This is a genomic window from Phytobacter cepae (assembly GCF_054165735.1).
In genome coordinates this window covers 842,512-857,456 of record NZ_CM135107.1, presented here as the reverse complement: position 1 = coordinate 857,456, position 14,945 = coordinate 842,512, and the positions used below count along the sequence as shown (strand labels likewise).

Below are 14,945 nucleotides of genomic sequence, written 5' to 3'. Positions count from 1 at the left end.
GAATATGAACGATATAGCGCATAACCTGGCACAGGTCCGGGCCAAAATCTCAGCCGCGGCAACAGCTTGCGGCCGTGCTCCAGAAGAAATTACATTGCTTGCGGTCAGTAAAACCAAACCTGCGAGCGCCGTCGCAGAAGCGTTCGAGGCAGGCCATCGGGCGTTTGGCGAAAACTACGTACAGGAAGGCGTTGATAAAATCCTTCATTTCCGCGAACAGGGCGTGAAAGGTCTGCAATGGCACTTTATTGGCCCATTGCAATCCAACAAAAGCCGCCTGGTGGCGGAGCATTTTGACTGGTGCCATACCGTGGATCGGCTCAAGATCGCCAGTCGCTTAAGCGAACAGCGTCCGGCCTCGCTGCCGCCGCTAAACGTGCTGATTCAGGTCAACATCAGCGACGAGCAGAGCAAGTCCGGTATTGCCCTTGCCTTAGTCGACGCACTGGCAGCGCAGGTGGTGGAATTGCCGGGCATACAGTTACGCGGGCTGATGGCGATTCCGGCCCCGGAAGCCGATTACGAACGCCAGTTTGCCGTCGCTCGCCAAATGGCTGTCGCATTTGACGCGCTTAAGGTACGTTACCCGAGCGTGGATACCCTCTCGCTGGGTATGTCTGACGATATGGAAGCCGCGATTGCGGCGGGTAGCACCCTGGTGCGCATCGGAACTGCCATTTTTGGCGCGCGCGATTACACAAAAAACTAAGGAACACTGAGGAACGCCATGAATACGTTGTCCACACTCCTTTCACTGCTCATCCAGGCTTACACCATGGTACTGCTGCTGCGTATCTGGATGCAGTGGGCGCGCTGTGATTTCTACAATCCGTTTTCACAGTTTATTGTGAAGATAACCCAGCCGATCGTTGGCCCGCTGCGTCGCGTTCTTCCTTCAATGGGGCCGATAGATAGCGCCTCATTACTGATTGCGCTGGTGCTTTGTGGCATCAAGGTGTTTTTAAACCCGTATGTCACCATGGACGGCGTCTTTATCGCGCTGGCCGCGGTGCTGATTATCCTCAAAACCGTTGGCTCGCTGATTTTCTGGGTGCTGCTGGCGATGGCGATTATGAGCTGGGTAAGCCAGGGGCGTAGCCCGGTAGAGTACGTGCTGCTGCAACTGACCGAACCGCTGCTGCGCCCGATTCGTCGACTGCTGCCTTCGATGGGTGGCATTGATTTCTCGCCGATGATTCTGGTGCTGCTGATGTATGTCATCAACATGGGTGTGATGGAGTTTCTGGCCAACACCGTCGTGCCGCTGGCCTACATCTGGAACTGGGCGTGAGTGCAGTCACCTCCTGTGACGACGGGCTGGTGCTGCGGCTGTATATACAGCCAAAGGCCAGCCGCGACACGATTGTCGGGCTGCATGGCGACGAATTAAAAGTCGCCATCACCGCTCCTCCGGTGGATGGGCAGGCCAATGCCCACCTGGTAAAGTTCCTTGCGAAACAGTTTCGGGTGGCTAAAAACCAGGTGCTGATTGAAAAAGGCGAACTGGGCCGCCATAAACAGGTCAAAATTACCCATCCGCAACAGATTCCTTCGGCCGTTACGGCCCTGATTAATTAGGATCCATTATGCAAAAAGTTGTTCTCGCCACCGGTAATGCCGGTAAAGTGCGCGAGCTTGCCTCGCTGCTGAGTGATTTCGGTCTGGATATCGTGGCGCAAACCGAGCTGGGCGTGGAGTCTGCCGAAGAGACCGGGCTGACGTTTATCGAAAACGCTATCTTAAAAGCGCGCCACGCCGCCCAGGTGACCGGTTTGCCGGCGATTGCCGATGACTCCGGCCTCGCCGTTGACGTGCTGGGTGGCGCGCCGGGCATTTACTCTGCGCGCTACTCTGGAGTAGATGCCACTGACGAGGCCAACGTGCAAAAATTGCTGACCACCTTGCAGGACGTGCCGGACGATAAACGTCAGGCCCGCTTCCATTGCGTGCTGGTCTACATGCGCCATGCCGACGACCCGACACCGCTGGTTTGCCACGGCAGCTGGCCTGGCGTGATTACCCATGAACCTGCTGGTCAGGGCGGGTTTGGCTACGATCCGATTTTCTTTGTCCCGACGGAGGGTAAAACCGCCGCCGAACTGACCCGCGAAGAGAAGAGCGCCATTTCCCACCGTGGACAGGCGTTAAAACTGTTACTGGAAGCATTACGTAATGGCTAATTTGCCACCTTTGAGTCTTTATATTCACATTCCGTGGTGCGTGCAGAAATGCCCGTACTGTGATTTCAATTCTCATGCGCTGAAAGGCGAGGTGCCACACGATGACTACGTGCAGCATCTGCTTGCCGATCTTGATGTCGATGTGCCCTACGCGCAGGGACGTGAAGTAAAGACCATTTTTATTGGTGGTGGTACGCCGAGCCTGCTCTCTGGCCCGGCGATGCAGACGCTGCTGGACGGCGTGCGTGCGCGCCTCAATCTGGCGGCGGATGCGGAAATTACCATGGAAGCCAACCCCGGCACCGTCGAAGCGGATCGCTTTGTCGATTACCAACGCGCAGGGGTGAACCGCATCTCCATTGGGGTACAAAGCTTTAGCGAGCAAAAGCTGCAGAAACTGGGGCGTATTCACGGCCCGGATGAAGCGAAGCGCGCCGCCCATCTGGCAACAGGTCTGGGACTGCGCAGTTTTAACCTCGATTTGATGCACGGCCTGCCGGATCAGTCGCTGGAAGAAGCGCTGGATGACCTGCGCCAGGCCATTGAACTGAATCCGCCGCACCTCTCCTGGTACCAGTTGACCATTGAACCTAACACGCTGTTTGGTTCACGTCCGCCGGTTCTGCCGGACGACGATGCATTATGGGATATTTTCGAGCGTGGTCATCAGTTGCTCACCGCCGCAGGCTATCAGCAGTACGAGACCTCCGCCTACGCAAAACCCGGCTATCAGTGCCAGCACAACCTCAACTACTGGCGCTTTGGTGATTATCTCGGCATCGGTTGCGGCGCACACGGCAAAGTGACCTTCCCCGATGGGCGCATTCTACGCACTGCCAAAACGCGTCATCCGCGCGGGTATATGCAGGGCCGCTATCTGGAACGTCAGCACGATGTGGAAGCCGCCGACAAGCCGTTCGAATTCTTTATGAACCGCTTTCGTTTGCTGGAAGCGGCACCGCGTACGGAGTTCACGTTGTTTACGGGGCTGGATGAAAGCGTGATTCGCCCGCAGCTCGACGAAGCGTTAACTCAGGGTTACCTCACCGAGAGCGACGAATTCTGGCAAATCACCGAGCACGGGAAGCTGTTCCTTAACTCTCTGCTGGAGCTTTTCCTCGCCGAGGAGTGATCCACATCCAGCCCGGCATACGCACGGGCTGGTTAGTGGATTTACTTGATAATGCCCTGCCGACGCATAACGGCGATGTCCCGCTCCCAACCTTCGTAATCCATTCGGTCTTTGCTATTGGTAGCATCCAGTTTGCTCAGTTCGCTACGAAGTTCATTCCGCTTTTCGCGCAGCGGCTCCCGCTTTTTATCGTAAGCCTCCAGGGTTTTGGTGACGTCTTCACGCTTGAGCTGAAACTTGAGTTGATAGTCCCGACGCTGGTCCACGAGTGCCGTAGCACGCGCTTTTCGCAGCGGCGTGGCATCGCAATCCGGTTTTTTCTGGCACTCGGCCAGCGCGGGTTCATAAATTGTTTTGTTGTAGTTGTTTTCAAAATGCAGCGGATCGTTCTGTCTGCCTACCTCCTGGAGTTCTTCCAGCAGCGCGTGCTGCACATCATCGCGGGTTAACGGTTTGCCGTTTTTGTCTGTGCCCCACGAGGCAGCAATTTGGGCGTCCAGCGCGTCAATCTCCTTTTGGAGCTGCTCTTGTTTCTCAAGGGATTTATCCAGCGCTTTTTTCTGGGCGGCCCGGGTAGCTTCAATTTTGGCCAGGCGCGGATAAAAATCGCTGTCGGTAACCACCAGATACTTCTCTTTGTTGTTAATGTCAGGTTTTGGATACCCGGCAGGTTTTGCCGCCATCTGCATAGAGAAGAACTCGGTGGTCCAGCCGGAATCTTTCGTCCCTACCGCCGTGACCATCGCCGAGAACTTCACCGGGCGGCCTTTAGTCCAGGTCTTCTCCATAAACTGATAATTGCCTGCCATACCGACCATGGAATAGAGATCTTCCGTTGCCGAGATATCCCCTTCAGCAGCATAGGTCGCCTGGTTACCGCGCGAATCCAACAGGCGCAGCGTGATGCTGTCCAGTTGCATTAGCCCTTCCTGCGCCTGGTTAAACTGCTTTTTCAGCACCTCATCGGTGGGAGTATTGATATCGGCCAGCGCACTGCCCGACAGAAGCGCCAACGCCGCCAGTCCTGCGGCCCATTTCATTTTCATCGTCAAAATCCTTTTTATGTCTCTTCCATTAATAACCTTGCGAGTTATAGGACAATAATTTGGAAGGCGGGTTCCAGGGTCAGGAGGAGGTTGTGGTGAAACAGGAAGAGAGTGGCAAAGTGCGGAGATGGAAATCATACGTTCACATGCAAAGCAGCTCAGACGCGAACTGACACAAGAAGAAAGACGGCTTTGGTATCTGTTACGCAGCCGTCGGTTTTCTCGTTACAAGTTTCGTCGCCAACACCCTTTTGGTCGTTACATCCTGGATTTTGCTTGCTGCGAAGCACGGCTTGCCATTGAGCTGGATGGCGGTCAGCATGATGAAAGGCACGAATATGATGTTCAGCGAACGGTTTGGTTGAATCAAAAAGGCTGGAAAATCACGCGATTCTGGAATAACGAACTCAGGGAAAACGAAGAGGCAGTGCTGGAGAAGATATTTGCAGTGCTGCAAACGCTGTTACCCTCACCCCGGCCCTCTCCCTAAAAGGGAGAGGGGGAAAAGCGGCAGTCCTGCCTCACGCGTCGCGATCGGTGCCCTCGCCCACGGAGAGAGGGGGCAAAGACCGCACCTGACAAGTCCCCTCGCCCCTTTGGGGAGAGGGTTAGGGTGAGGGGGCCAGCGCGCAGGGGGGATTATTTCAGCCCGCTCACCAGTGCCTTACGGCTCTCTTCCAGAGACACAACGCGGCTACAGACATCCTTACCGAACTGCTGGAAATCTGCTTCCTGGTTTTTCCACTCGTTCTGAATGGCGGTTTGCAAACCGCCGAGGTTGCCGAGCACGCTCTGCAGCGGGTTACCGCCGCCTTTCAGCACGGCTTTAGCACCCATCTCATTGATGCTGTCCTGCAAAATACCGCCCATCGCCTGGTTTACCAGTTGCTGGCCGTTGGCCTGCACTTCATCAATGGCTTTGTAGTGGAACGTCAGACCATCGCTGCGGCGCTCGATAATCTTGTTCATCTGATCTTTAAGCTGCGCATCAAGCTTGGTCAGACGACCACGCATGCTGCTGCTCTCGCCCACTTCTTTGACGATGATTTTGTCGAGCGCGATACGGCCCTTTTCTACCCGTGAACGCGCACCGTCATCTATCCATGGCAGCGCAGTACGTAATTCTGACTGGTAGTCTTTGGCCTGCTCACGTTGCGCGGCGCTGAGTGAATACTGTTTGCCGTTAAACATGACATTGCCGTCTGGCGTCAGCACCAGATTGCCGTTCTCACCTTTCACCTGCACGGTCTGCGGGCTTAAGACCACGTCATCGCGTGGGTTAACGCTACACTTGTATTCCGCATTCGCAGCGAACGTTGTCACCGATAGCACCACTGCCAGTAGCGTTTTGCGCATCATTTCCACTCCTGTAGAGACAAAACGGGCCGGCAATTGCCGACCCTGATACAACTTAGTCCCACCAAATATCGAAAAGTTCGCTGACGCTGACCTCTTCGAGTTTGTGGTCTTCAAGCCACTTACGCACAATGGCCTGCTGCTCTGGGGTGCACTTGCCCACTTCCTGCTTACAGACCAGCCCTTCCCAGGCGAGGTAGCCACTGCCACCAAAGGTCAGTTTCTGCGACTCAACGGCTTCAGCAATAAAGGCATCAACGACTTTGTCGATCTCTTCTTCACTGGTGCCTTCAGGGAAACGCCAGTTAACGGAAAAACCAATTTCCTGGAATTCTTCGATGTGCATCTTCTTACGAAGACGACGGCTGCGGTTCTTTGCCATTATTTTACCCTCTCGAACATTAAGTCCCATACACCGTGACCCAGGCGATGGCCACGTTGTTCAAATTTGGTTACCGGGCGCGAATCCGGGCGCGGTACGTAGTCCTGCGTGGCAGACTGATTCTGATAGCCATCAATAGAGGACATCACCTCCAGCATGTGTTCCGCATAGGCTTCCCAGTCGGTTGCCATATGAAACACACCGCCCAGCTTCAGCTTGCTCTTCACCAGTTCAGCAAAAGGTACCTGAACAATACGGCGCTTATTATGACGTGCTTTATGCCACGGGTCAGGGAAAAAGAGCTGCACCATATTCAATGAATTGTCAGGAATCATTTTGTGCAGCACTTCCACCGCGTCATGGCACATCACGCGCAGGTTTTCGACACCCTCTTCATGCGCGGATGAGAGACATGCCCCCACGCCCGGAGAGTGGACTTCAATACCGAGGAAGTTCTGATGAGGACGGATTTTCGCCATCTCCACCAGCGAAGCCCCCATGCCAAAACCAATCTCCAGCGTCACCGGGCCGCTGTTGCCAAACAGGGCAGCAAAATCCAGCGGCTGTTCAGCAAATTCAACGCCCATCACCGGCCAGTAGTTATCCAGCGCATGCTGTTGACCTTTGGTCAGGCGGCCCTGGCGGCGGACAAAGCTACGGATACGGCGCAGCGGGCGACCGTTTTCATCAAAATCCGGTGAAATGACGTCGTTATTCATAAAAAAGTCTGCTCGTGAGAGTGTTCAGGAAACGGGCATTATCCAAAGTTAATTCCAGTATGCAAGCTGCAAGCACAGGAAAGTTCCGGTTTACACCTTCGTGGCGCTGTGCTGCAATCTGCCACCTTATTCAAGCGATGTGGGTGACCATGCAAGCGTCTCAATTTTCAGCCCAGGTACTGGACTGGTACGATAAATACGGGCGCAAAACCCTGCCCTGGCAAATTGACAAGACGCCCTACAAAGTATGGCTGTCTGAAGTGATGTTGCAACAGACCCAGGTCGCAACCGTTATTCCCTATTTTGAGCGCTTTATGGCGCGCTTCCCGACCGTAACGGCTCTGGCTAATGCCCCGCTGGATGAAGTCCTGCACCTGTGGACCGGGCTCGGCTACTATGCCCGCGCGCGCAATCTGCACAAGGCCGCAAAGCAGGTCGCAGAAACACACGGCGGCGAGTTTCCCCAGACGTTTGAAGAAGTGGAAGCGCTGCCGGGTGTCGGGCGTTCTACCGCCGGGGCCATATTGTCGCTGTCGCTGGGCAAACATTTTCCTATCCTCGATGGCAACGTCAAACGTGTGCTCGCCCGCTGTTATGCCGTTGACGGCTGGCCGGGCAAAAAAGAGGTTGAGAAGCGTTTGTGGCGCATTGCAGAAGACGTCACCCCCGCTAAAGGGGTTGAGCGTTTTAACCAGGCAATGATGGATCTCGGTGCCATGGTCTGCACCCGCTCAAAGCCTAAGTGCCAGCTCTGCCCATTGCAGAACGGCTGCGTGGCGTATGCCAACCACTCGTGGGCGCAGTATCCGGGTAAAAAACCCAAACAGACGCTGCCGGAGCGCACGGCGTATTTCTTACTGATGCAGCATGGCGACCAGGTCTTCGTGCAGCAGCGTCCTCCGGTCGGTCTGTGGGGCGGTCTTTACTGCTTCCCGCAGTTTGCAGATGAAGAGGCGTTACGAGACTGGCTGGCGCAACGTCAAATTAAGACCGATACTCTCTGCCAACTTGTCGCGTTTCGCCACACGTTCAGCCATTTCCATCTGGATATTGTGCCTATGTGGCTTACCGTGTCCTCGTTCAGTTCATCCATGGATGAAGGAAGCGGTCTTTGGTATAACTTAGCGCAGCCGCAATCGGTGGGTCTGGCGGCCCCGGTTGAGCGTCTGCTGCAACAATTACGCGTCGGCGTGGCTGTCTGATGCCACGCGTTATAACGAGGATTTTTTATGAGTAGAACCATTTTTTGTACCTTCCTGCAACGCGAAGCCGAAGGCCAGGATTTCCAGCTCTATCCGGGCGATCTGGGCAAGCGCATTTTTAATGAGATCTCCAAAGAAGCCTGGGGACAGTGGCAGAAAAAGCAGACCATGCTCATCAACGAGAAGAAGCTGAATATGATGAACGTTGAGCATCGTAAACTGCTGGAGCAGGAGATGGTTAACTTCCTGTTTGAAGGGAAAGATGTACATATCGAAGGCTATACGCCGGAAGATAAAAAATAAGAGCAAGGCCACACGGCACCCAGCCAGAGTGTGGCCTGACTCCAGGGCCGGATAGCCCTCGTGTGCAACCAACTGCATCCCCGGAATGATGAAAAAAATTTTAGCGCTTGCGATTATTGCGCCGTTGCTGATCTCGTGTTCCAGCTCCGATAAAAAGGGCGATTCCTGGAACGAAGCATGGGTTAAAGACACCAACGGTTTTGACATTCTTATGGGGCAGTTCGCCCACAACATCGAAAATTTATGGGGATTTAGTGAAGTCCTGATTGCGGGGCCAAAAGACTACGTTAAATATACCGACCAGTATCAGACCCGTAGCCACATCAACTTTGACGACGGTACCATTACCATTGAGACCATTGCCGGTACCGACCCCGCGGCCCACCTTCGCCGGGCGATTATCACTACCTTGCTGATGGGTGATGATCCAGGCTCAATCGATCTCTACTCGGACGTTGATGATATCCAGATCTCCAAAGAGCCGTTCCTGTATGGTCAGGTCCTGGATAACACCGGTCAGCCTATTCGCTGGCAAGGTCGCGCCACGAAATTCGCCGACTATCTGCTGCAAAATCGCCTGAAAAGCCGCGCCAGTGGCCTGAAAATCATCTACAGCGTGACCATCAATCTGGTGCCCAACCACCTGGATAAACGTGCGCATAAATATGTGGGCATGGTCCGTCAGGCGTCACGTCGCTACGGCGTGGACGAAGCGCTAATTCTGGCGATTATGCAAACCGAGTCTTCTTTTAACCCGTATGCGGTAAGCCGTTCGGACGCGCTGGGCCTGATGCAGGTGGTGCAGCACAGCGCCGGTCGTGATGTATTCCGTGCGCAGGGCAAATCCGGTATGCCGAGTCGTAGCTTCCTGTTTGATCCCGAAAGTAACATTGATACCGGCACGGCCTATCTGGCTATGCTGAACAATGTCTATCTCTCCGGTATTTCGAACCCAACCTCTCGTCGTTACGCGGTCATCACCGCTTACAACGGCGGAGCAGGAAGCGTACTGCGCGTCTTCTCGGCAGATAAGGTGCAGGCCGCGAATATTATTAATACGATGTCGCCGGGTGATGTGTATTCCACCTTGACCAGCCGTCACCCGTCTGCGGAATCACGCCGCTACCTTTATAAAGTAAATACTGCGCAAAAAAGTTACCGTCGTAACTAAGTAAATGGCTTATCCCCTTTCATATGAACAGGAAGGGGATAAGCGTTCCTTTTGAGACCCGCCAGAGCACACACCAAAATGTGACGAACATCACTATCTTTTACTGCAACCATATCAAGTTTGCATTTATATGTCGGATGTAACAATTTCTCGCCAGCTTCGATGATAGAATCGCCTCACATAACAACAGTCATTGTCTTAATTCCAACATCTATACCCTAAATAATTCGAGTTGCAGGACAAAACAGCTAACTGTTTTGAACAGCGCTTGCGCTGGCCCCGCAGGGGTGAGGCCATCGGCCGAATCACGCGGCAACGCAGCGAATCCTCAGGAGCTTACTCTGGTAAGTGACTGAGGTGAGCGAGTAAAGCCAACGCACATGCAGCTTGAAGTATGACGGGTATATCAGACTCCTTTGGTGAGGAAACTAACATGAATCTTAAGCTGCAGCTTAAAGTGATTATCTTCCTGCAGTTCTGCCTGTGGGGGAGCTGGCTGACCACGCTTGGCTCTTATATGTTCGTCACCCTGAAATTCCAGGGTGCGGAAATTGGCGCGGTCTATAGCTCCCTGGGTATTGCTTCCGTCTTTATGCCTGCTCTGCTTGGCATCGTGGCGGACAAGTGGCTTAGCGCAAAATGGGTTTACGCCATTTGTCACCTGGTGGGCGCAATCACCCTGTGCGTTGCGGCGACCGTGACCACGCCAGGGGCGATGTTCGCCATTATCCTGCTCAACTCACTGGCGTACATGCCCACCCTGGGTCTGGTTAACACCATCTCTTATGCCCGTCTGCAAAACGCCGGCTACGATATCGTTAAGGACTTCCCGCCGATCCGCATCTGGGGCACCATTGGCTTTATCCTGGCCATGTGGGCGGTGAGCTTCTCTGGCTTTGAACTGAGCCACATGCAGCTTTATATCGGTGCTGCACTTTCTCTGGCCCTGAGCCTGTTCTCTCTGACGCTGCCGCACATACCGGTAAGCAACAACCAGAAGAACCAGACCTGGGTGGAAATGCTGGGCCTGAACGCCTTTGCGCTGTTCAAAAACAAACGCATGGCCATCTTCTTCATCTTCTCCATGCTGCTCGGCGCAGAACTGCAGATTACCAATATGTTTGGTAACACCTTCCTGCATAGTTTTGACTCTAACCCGTTGTTTGCGAATAGCTTCATCGTGACGCACGCCTCGGTGCTGATGTCCATTTCGCAGATTTCTGAAACCGTCTTCATCCTGGCGATTCCGTTCTTCCTTGGCCGTTACGGTATCAAAAACGTGATGCTGATGAGTATTGTTGCCTGGATGCTGCGCTTCGGCCTGTTTGCCTACGGTGACCCAACGCCGTTCGGCACCGTGCTGCTGGTGCTCTCGATGATCGTTTACGGTTGTGCGTTCGACTTCTTCAACATCTCCGGTTCCGTCTTCGTGGAGAAAGAAGTCAACCCGGCAATCCGCGCCAGTGCGCAGGGTATGCTGCTGATGATGACCAACGGCTTCGGCTGTATCCTCGGCGGTATGGCGAGCGGTAAAGTGGTTGAGATGTACACCGTTGCCGGCGCGACTGACTGGAAATCCGTGTGGCTGATTTTCGCAGGCTACTCCGTGGTTCTGCTCTTCGCCTTCATGGCCCTGTTCAAATACAAACATGTGCCTCAGGCTGCCGGTTCACAGCAGACGGTAACGCATTAATCCCCACCGCCCTCTTCGCCATGAAGAGGGCGTTTTCTGCTTCAATCCCGCTAATTACGTAGCAAAACCCGGCATATTTGCCCTCTTGCCGTTACCCGCCAGTGCTACATTCGTACCCTACGAATATTCACATCCTCTGAATCCATAGATAAGGTAAAACGATGCTAGAAATCGCCGACTTACGGGTTTTCTTCGAAGCGCCTGAGATTAAAAACATCATTGATACCACCTGGGACAAGGTCGGCGAAGCGCTTAAACAGGCACAGGCTGAACTTCCTCACGAGTTGGCCATGCCGCGTCGTGAACTCTCATTCCACGATCAGGTTAAAAGCCTGGGCTATTTATGTTGGTTGCTTGGGCACAACAACGTGGCGGGCGATATTATTGAAATCGGCGTCTGGAAGGGCAAATCTACCGCGTTTATGAACGAAATTTGCCAGCATAAGCGCCGGATTATTAGCGTTGACCCGATGGAGTTACCGAATCAAGAAAACGAACTGCGTTTTTACCATGAGCGTCTGTTCCCGCAGGTGAACCTGGTGCGTGGCTACTCAGAGTTGAGTATTGAACGCGTGCTGGCCTTCAAACCGCAAACCGTACTGCTGCATATTGATGGCGGTCACGAAGGTCGCCATGTTCTGGTCGACTTCCTGCTCTATTCTCCGACCGTGGTCTCAGGTGGCTTTATCGTCTTTGACGATTACCGTGACTGGCAATATTCACCCGAAGTCGGCCCGGCGGTTGATCTGCTGCGTGCGGGGGGGTATTTCAAGGATTTCGATGTTATCGGCAGCCTACCAGGTTTCGAAACCAGTTATCTGCTGCAAAAACGATAATCTCCCGACATCGGGGCCATCAGGGCCCCTACCCTATGCTAACGCCCTGGCCCAGGGTTGCTAATACATAAGACACCGCCAGCAAATCCGCGCTGCCCCCCGGACTCAAATTTCGGCTCATGAGTGCGTTGTCCATCTCGTGTAATCGCTCTATATCCCAGCCATTTTTGAGCAGTGAGGTCGCGTAGCGCTGCACAAAGTACAGTCCGTCAATGCCGCCGCGTGAGACCAGGTTACTGTCGAGATTCGCCGCCATTAAGCGCAACAGGGCGTGGTGATAACGCCGCTCACCGGACTCGTTAAACCAGAAGGGTAGGACGTGTTGCCGCACGGTCGGGAACCCTTGTTCAACCTCACCGCGCGCCCCCGTCAGGCCATACTGTTGATACTGAATTTCACCCGCCGTCACCGCATGAGAGCGTGAAGCCAGTTCTCGCGCCACCAGGCCTTTACAGATTTCACTGACCTGCTGGCAGACGGATTCGGCGCACACCAGACGGTTTTGCCCCCGCAGTCGCCCCGCAGCAAAACAGATAAGCCCGAGAGAAAATATGCCGCCTTTATGCGTGTTCACGCCCCCCGTAGCCTCAAACATCGCCTGTTCACAGGCCATGCCTGCGGGGCGTAGCAAGCGCAGTTGCTCACTGGCAGGTTTGAGGGCATGTTCAAAACCGGCTTTTTCAAAAACGCGAAACCAGGGCGCGATGGCCGCGATACTGCGTAAAAACATCGCATGATCCATATCGCAGTGCGAACCGTTGTTCGCCAGATCCACCAGCCCCGGCTTGGGAGTGAGATTGAGTTCAAGACGTAACGCCATCGCCGCCACTCCCGCGACGTCAAAGCGGGCGAGCTTAGTCGCGAGCGAACCAGACATCTATCATCTTCTCCACACGATCGACCACCTCGTTGAGAGGGTGACGACGCGAGCGGGCGCAGCCGTGACCCGGTTCATCACACACCAGGCAACGACGCGTGGTGAGATCCAGCGACTGGCGGCCAACCTGCCCCTGTTTCGGGCACAGGACGTCAAAGTCCCACAATCTGCCAAGCGGGTGAGACTGCTCCATCGCCACGCACTGGGCTTTGATTTCTACCGCCGTGTGGTCAACACACCACAGCGCTTCGGGCCCGGTCGGTAGCCATAACACCTGGCGGTCCAACACCGCCCAGTGGTTTTGCCACAACAGCTGATCGCAGGCCTGCAGGGCAACCCCCATGGTATTGCGATAACGAATGCTGTCTTTGTGCGCGCCCGGCGTCACCAGCGTGAGCGAGATAACCGGGTGTTGATAATGAGTGAGCCAGTCAGCCTGGCGCGCTGCACGGGCCTCTTTCGAGGCCAGCAGAGCATCAAGGCTGACGCCCGCTCTTTCGGGCGTCAGTACGGTCATGCATTGTTCTCCTTCACCTGATGGACAACGTCAATCACGCTGCCATCACGGTAGCGAATCACCCCCACAATGCGGTCGGTGAATTCAATCGGTTTCGGTGTACCGGTCAGGGAAATCGCACGCTCATAGAGCGCTTCGATGTCCACCACCTTCAGCCCGGCGGCCACCAGCCGTTCGCGGATTTCCGGGCGCGCCGGGTTCACCGCAATGCCGTGGTCAGTGACCAGCACATCAATGCTCTCACCCGGCGTCAGCAACGTGGTCACACGCTTCACCACCGTCGGTATGCGGGTACGCAGCAAAGGTGCCACCACGATGGTTAAATTGGCAGACGCCGCCACGTCGCAGTGGCCGCCAGAGGCACCGCGCATCACGCCATCGGAGCCGGTAATCACGTTGACGTTAAAATCGACGTCAATTTCCAGCGCACTGAGGATCACCACATCCAGTTGGTCGCAGCAGGCGGCCTTGCTGCCGGGATTGGCATAGACGTTAGTGGAGATTTCTACATGATTGGGGTTACGTGCTAAAGAGGCCGCTGCTTCGCTGTCAAAACACTGGGTATCCAGCAGCTTCGCCACCAGCCCCTTTTCATGCAAGGAGACCAGGCCGCCGGTAATACCGCCCAGCGCGAAGCTCGCCTTCACCCCACTGCGCTCCATCTTCTCTTCCATAAAGCGCGTACAGGCGGTGGCCGCCGCACCGGAGCCGGTCTGCATCGAGAAGCCGTCTTTGAAATAGCCGGAATGTTCGATTACGTCTGCCGCATAGCGGGCAATCATCAGCTCACGCGGGTTGCTGGTCACACGGGCCGCACCGACGCTGATTTTCGCCGGGTCACCCACGCTCTCCACCTGCACGATGTAGTCCACCTGATCCTGCACCAGGCTTGCCGGCATGTTCGGGAACGGCACCAGTTCTTCGGTCAGCAGCACCACTTTGTTGGCGAACTGGGCATCGACCATCGCATAGCCCAGCGAACCGCAGGAGGATTTACCGTGCGTGCCGTTGGCATTACCAAACTCATCGCTGCAGGGTACGCCGAGAAACGCCACATCAATGTTCAGCTCACCGTCCTGCAACAGCTTGACGCGACCGCCGTGGGAGTGAATTTGCACCGGCTCTTGCATCAGGCCGTGAGAGATAGCGTCGGCCAGCTTGCCGCGCATCCCGGAGGTGTAGATGCGGGCGATCACGCCATTCTGGATATGCTCGATCAGGCTGTCGTTACAGGTCATTAGCGAACTGGACGCCAGCGTCAGGTTTTTGAAACCCAGCCGCGCAAGGGCCGCCACGACGTTATTAATCACCCGGTCGCCTTCACGAAACGCGTGATGGAACGAAATGGTCATCCCGTCTTTCAGGCCGCTGCGGGCAATGGCATCGTCGAGGGTGGCACACAGTTTACGGTTATGTTTACTCGCAACATCTGCAAGCCAGGGCGTTGCGCTGTGGGCCGTATCAAAGGGTTTTAAGTCACGCAGGTGTGGAAAGTTAATGTGAAGAAGCTCTGTCTGATTCATGATTCTGT

Annotated in this window: 18 protein-coding genes; 11 read left to right on the top strand and 7 right to left on the bottom strand. The window is 54.9% G+C overall.

The window, feature by feature from the left end:
- The first annotated feature begins 4 nt into the window (after positions 1-4).
- The 5 genes from ACUY4Q_RS04105 to hemW are packed head-to-tail and all read left to right on the top strand — an operon-like array spanning position 5 to position 3,312.
- Complete coding sequence (locus tag ACUY4Q_RS04105) at positions 5-709, top strand: YggS family pyridoxal phosphate-dependent enzyme (protein ID WP_458045818.1); 705 nt, start codon at positions 5-7, stop codon at positions 707-709.
- Between the two features lie 18 nt (positions 710-727).
- Positions 728-1,291 carry a YggT family protein gene (locus tag ACUY4Q_RS04100; RefSeq protein WP_458045817.1) on the top strand — a complete coding sequence of 188 codons (564 nt, stop codon included), beginning with the start codon at positions 728-730 and terminating at the stop codon, positions 1,289-1,291.
- Positions 1,288-1,578 carry a DUF167 family protein YggU gene (gene yggU, locus ACUY4Q_RS04095; RefSeq protein WP_458045816.1) on the top strand — a complete coding sequence of 97 codons (291 nt, stop codon included), beginning with the start codon at positions 1,288-1,290 and terminating at the stop codon, positions 1,576-1,578. The genes ACUY4Q_RS04100 and yggU overlap by 4 nt, the downstream gene beginning before the upstream one ends.
- An 8-nt stretch (positions 1,579-1,586) precedes the next feature.
- On the top strand, positions 1,587-2,180 hold the full coding sequence (locus ACUY4Q_RS04090) for an XTP/dITP diphosphatase (RefSeq protein WP_458045815.1): 594 nt from the start codon (positions 1,587-1,589) through the stop codon (positions 2,178-2,180).
- Positions 2,173-3,312 carry a radical SAM family heme chaperone HemW gene (hemW, locus tag ACUY4Q_RS04085; protein ID WP_458045814.1) on the top strand — a complete coding sequence of 380 codons (1,140 nt, stop codon included), beginning with the start codon at positions 2,173-2,175 and terminating at the stop codon, positions 3,310-3,312. Before ACUY4Q_RS04090 ends, hemW begins: the two co-directional genes overlap by 8 nt.
- A gap of 41 nt (positions 3,313-3,353) precedes the next feature.
- Here the strand turns inward: hemW and ACUY4Q_RS04080 are convergent, their stop codons facing one another.
- The gene (locus ACUY4Q_RS04080; protein ID WP_458045813.1) at positions 3,354-4,358 is read right to left on the bottom strand and encodes a DUF1202 family protein; all 1,005 of its coding nucleotides are present in this window, start codon (positions 4,356-4,358) and stop codon (positions 3,354-3,356) included.
- A 127-nt stretch (positions 4,359-4,485) separates the two neighbouring features.
- Between ACUY4Q_RS04080 and ACUY4Q_RS04075 the strand changes: the two genes are divergently transcribed.
- Positions 4,486-4,848 carry an endonuclease domain-containing protein gene (locus tag ACUY4Q_RS04075; protein WP_458045812.1) on the top strand — a complete coding sequence of 121 codons (363 nt, stop codon included), beginning with the start codon at positions 4,486-4,488 and terminating at the stop codon, positions 4,846-4,848.
- A 149-nt stretch (positions 4,849-4,997) separates the two neighbouring features.
- Here the strand turns inward: ACUY4Q_RS04075 and ACUY4Q_RS04070 are convergent, their stop codons facing one another.
- The 3 genes from ACUY4Q_RS04070 to trmB are packed head-to-tail and all read right to left on the bottom strand — an operon-like array spanning position 4,998 to position 6,815.
- The gene (locus ACUY4Q_RS04070) at positions 4,998-5,717 is read right to left on the bottom strand and encodes a YggN family protein (RefSeq protein ID WP_458045811.1); all 720 of its coding nucleotides are present in this window, start codon (positions 5,715-5,717) and stop codon (positions 4,998-5,000) included.
- Positions 5,718-5,769: 52 nt separating this feature from the next.
- Positions 5,770-6,096, bottom strand: a complete 327-nt coding sequence (locus ACUY4Q_RS04065; RefSeq protein ID WP_458045810.1) for a YggL family protein — start codon at positions 6,094-6,096, stop codon at positions 5,770-5,772.
- Entirely contained in the window at positions 6,096-6,815 is a 720-nt protein-coding gene (trmB, locus tag ACUY4Q_RS04060; RefSeq protein WP_458045809.1) for a tRNA (guanosine(46)-N7)-methyltransferase TrmB, read from the bottom strand. The genes ACUY4Q_RS04065 and trmB overlap by 1 nt, the downstream gene beginning before the upstream one ends.
- Positions 6,816-6,964: 149 nt before the next feature.
- Between trmB and mutY the strand changes: the two genes are divergently transcribed.
- The 5 genes from mutY (at position 6,965) to ACUY4Q_RS04035 (ending at position 12,020) form a co-directional block, all read left to right on the top strand.
- Complete coding sequence (gene mutY / locus ACUY4Q_RS04055; RefSeq protein WP_458045808.1) at positions 6,965-8,017, top strand: A/G-specific adenine glycosylase; 1,053 nt, start codon at positions 6,965-6,967, stop codon at positions 8,015-8,017.
- Between the two features lie 27 nt (positions 8,018-8,044).
- The gene (locus tag ACUY4Q_RS04050) at positions 8,045-8,320 is read left to right on the top strand and encodes an oxidative damage protection protein (RefSeq protein ID WP_458045807.1); all 276 of its coding nucleotides are present in this window, start codon (positions 8,045-8,047) and stop codon (positions 8,318-8,320) included.
- Between the two features lie 85 nt (positions 8,321-8,405).
- Positions 8,406-9,491: a membrane-bound lytic murein transglycosylase MltC gene (gene mltC, locus ACUY4Q_RS04045; protein ID WP_458045806.1), complete on the top strand. Its 1,086-nt coding sequence runs from the start codon at positions 8,406-8,408 to the stop codon at positions 9,489-9,491.
- Between the two features lie 433 nt (positions 9,492-9,924).
- Positions 9,925-11,184, top strand: a complete 1,260-nt coding sequence (locus ACUY4Q_RS04040) for a nucleoside permease (RefSeq protein ID WP_458045805.1) — start codon at positions 9,925-9,927, stop codon at positions 11,182-11,184.
- Between the two features lie 161 nt (positions 11,185-11,345).
- Positions 11,346-12,020, top strand: coding sequence for a class I SAM-dependent methyltransferase (locus ACUY4Q_RS04035; RefSeq protein WP_458045804.1), 675 nt, complete (start codon positions 11,346-11,348; stop codon positions 12,018-12,020).
- Between the two features lie 28 nt (positions 12,021-12,048).
- Here ACUY4Q_RS04035 and citG read toward each other — a convergent pair whose 3' ends face one another.
- From citG to citF, 3 genes are read right to left on the bottom strand one after another with little or no spacing between them, the layout of a single operon-like run.
- Positions 12,049-12,897, bottom strand: a complete 849-nt coding sequence (gene citG, locus ACUY4Q_RS04030) for a triphosphoribosyl-dephospho-CoA synthase CitG (RefSeq protein WP_458045803.1) — start codon at positions 12,895-12,897, stop codon at positions 12,049-12,051.
- Complete coding sequence (citX, locus tag ACUY4Q_RS04025) at positions 12,875-13,414, bottom strand: citrate lyase holo-[acyl-carrier protein] synthase (protein ID WP_458045802.1); 540 nt, start codon at positions 13,412-13,414, stop codon at positions 12,875-12,877. Before citX ends, citG begins: the two co-directional genes overlap by 23 nt.
- On the bottom strand, positions 13,411-14,937 hold the full coding sequence (gene citF / locus ACUY4Q_RS04020) for a citrate lyase subunit alpha (RefSeq protein ID WP_458045801.1): 1,527 nt from the start codon (positions 14,935-14,937) through the stop codon (positions 13,411-13,413). Before citF ends, citX begins: the two co-directional genes overlap by 4 nt.
- Between the last annotated feature and the right edge of the window lie 8 nt (positions 14,938-14,945).

Coding starts and splice junctions, on each gene's coding strand:
- ACUY4Q_RS04105 (WP_458045818.1), top strand. CDS start 5: ATGAACGATATAGCGCATAACCTGGCACAGGTCCGGGCCAAAATCTCA.
- ACUY4Q_RS04100 (WP_458045817.1), top strand. CDS start 728: ATGAATACGTTGTCCACACTCCTTTCACTGCTCATCCAGGCTTACACC.
- ACUY4Q_RS04090 (WP_458045815.1), top strand. CDS start 1,587: ATGCAAAAAGTTGTTCTCGCCACCGGTAATGCCGGTAAAGTGCGCGAG.
- hemW (WP_458045814.1), top strand. CDS start 2,173: ATGGCTAATTTGCCACCTTTGAGTCTTTATATTCACATTCCGTGGTGC.
- ACUY4Q_RS04080 (WP_458045813.1), bottom strand. CDS start 4,358: ATGAAAATGAAATGGGCCGCAGGACTGGCGGCGTTGGCGCTTCTGTCG.
- ACUY4Q_RS04075 (WP_458045812.1), top strand. CDS start 4,486: ATGGAAATCATACGTTCACATGCAAAGCAGCTCAGACGCGAACTGACA.
- ACUY4Q_RS04070 (WP_458045811.1), bottom strand. CDS start 5,717: ATGATGCGCAAAACGCTACTGGCAGTGGTGCTATCGGTGACAACGTTC.
- ACUY4Q_RS04065 (WP_458045810.1), bottom strand. CDS start 6,096: ATGGCAAAGAACCGCAGCCGTCGTCTTCGTAAGAAGATGCACATCGAA.
- trmB (WP_458045809.1), bottom strand. CDS start 6,815: ATGAATAACGACGTCATTTCACCGGATTTTGATGAAAACGGTCGCCCG.
- mutY (WP_458045808.1), top strand. CDS start 6,965: ATGCAAGCGTCTCAATTTTCAGCCCAGGTACTGGACTGGTACGATAAA.
- ACUY4Q_RS04050 (WP_458045807.1), top strand. CDS start 8,045: ATGAGTAGAACCATTTTTTGTACCTTCCTGCAACGCGAAGCCGAAGGC.
- mltC (WP_458045806.1), top strand. CDS start 8,406: ATGATGAAAAAAATTTTAGCGCTTGCGATTATTGCGCCGTTGCTGATC.
- ACUY4Q_RS04040 (WP_458045805.1), top strand. CDS start 9,925: ATGAATCTTAAGCTGCAGCTTAAAGTGATTATCTTCCTGCAGTTCTGC.
- ACUY4Q_RS04035 (WP_458045804.1), top strand. CDS start 11,346: ATGCTAGAAATCGCCGACTTACGGGTTTTCTTCGAAGCGCCTGAGATT.
- citG (WP_458045803.1), bottom strand. CDS start 12,897: ATGTCTGGTTCGCTCGCGACTAAGCTCGCCCGCTTTGACGTCGCGGGA.
- citX (WP_458045802.1), bottom strand. CDS start 13,414: ATGACCGTACTGACGCCCGAAAGAGCGGGCGTCAGCCTTGATGCTCTG.
- citF (WP_458045801.1), bottom strand. CDS start 14,937: ATGAATCAGACAGAGCTTCTTCACATTAACTTTCCACACCTGCGTGAC.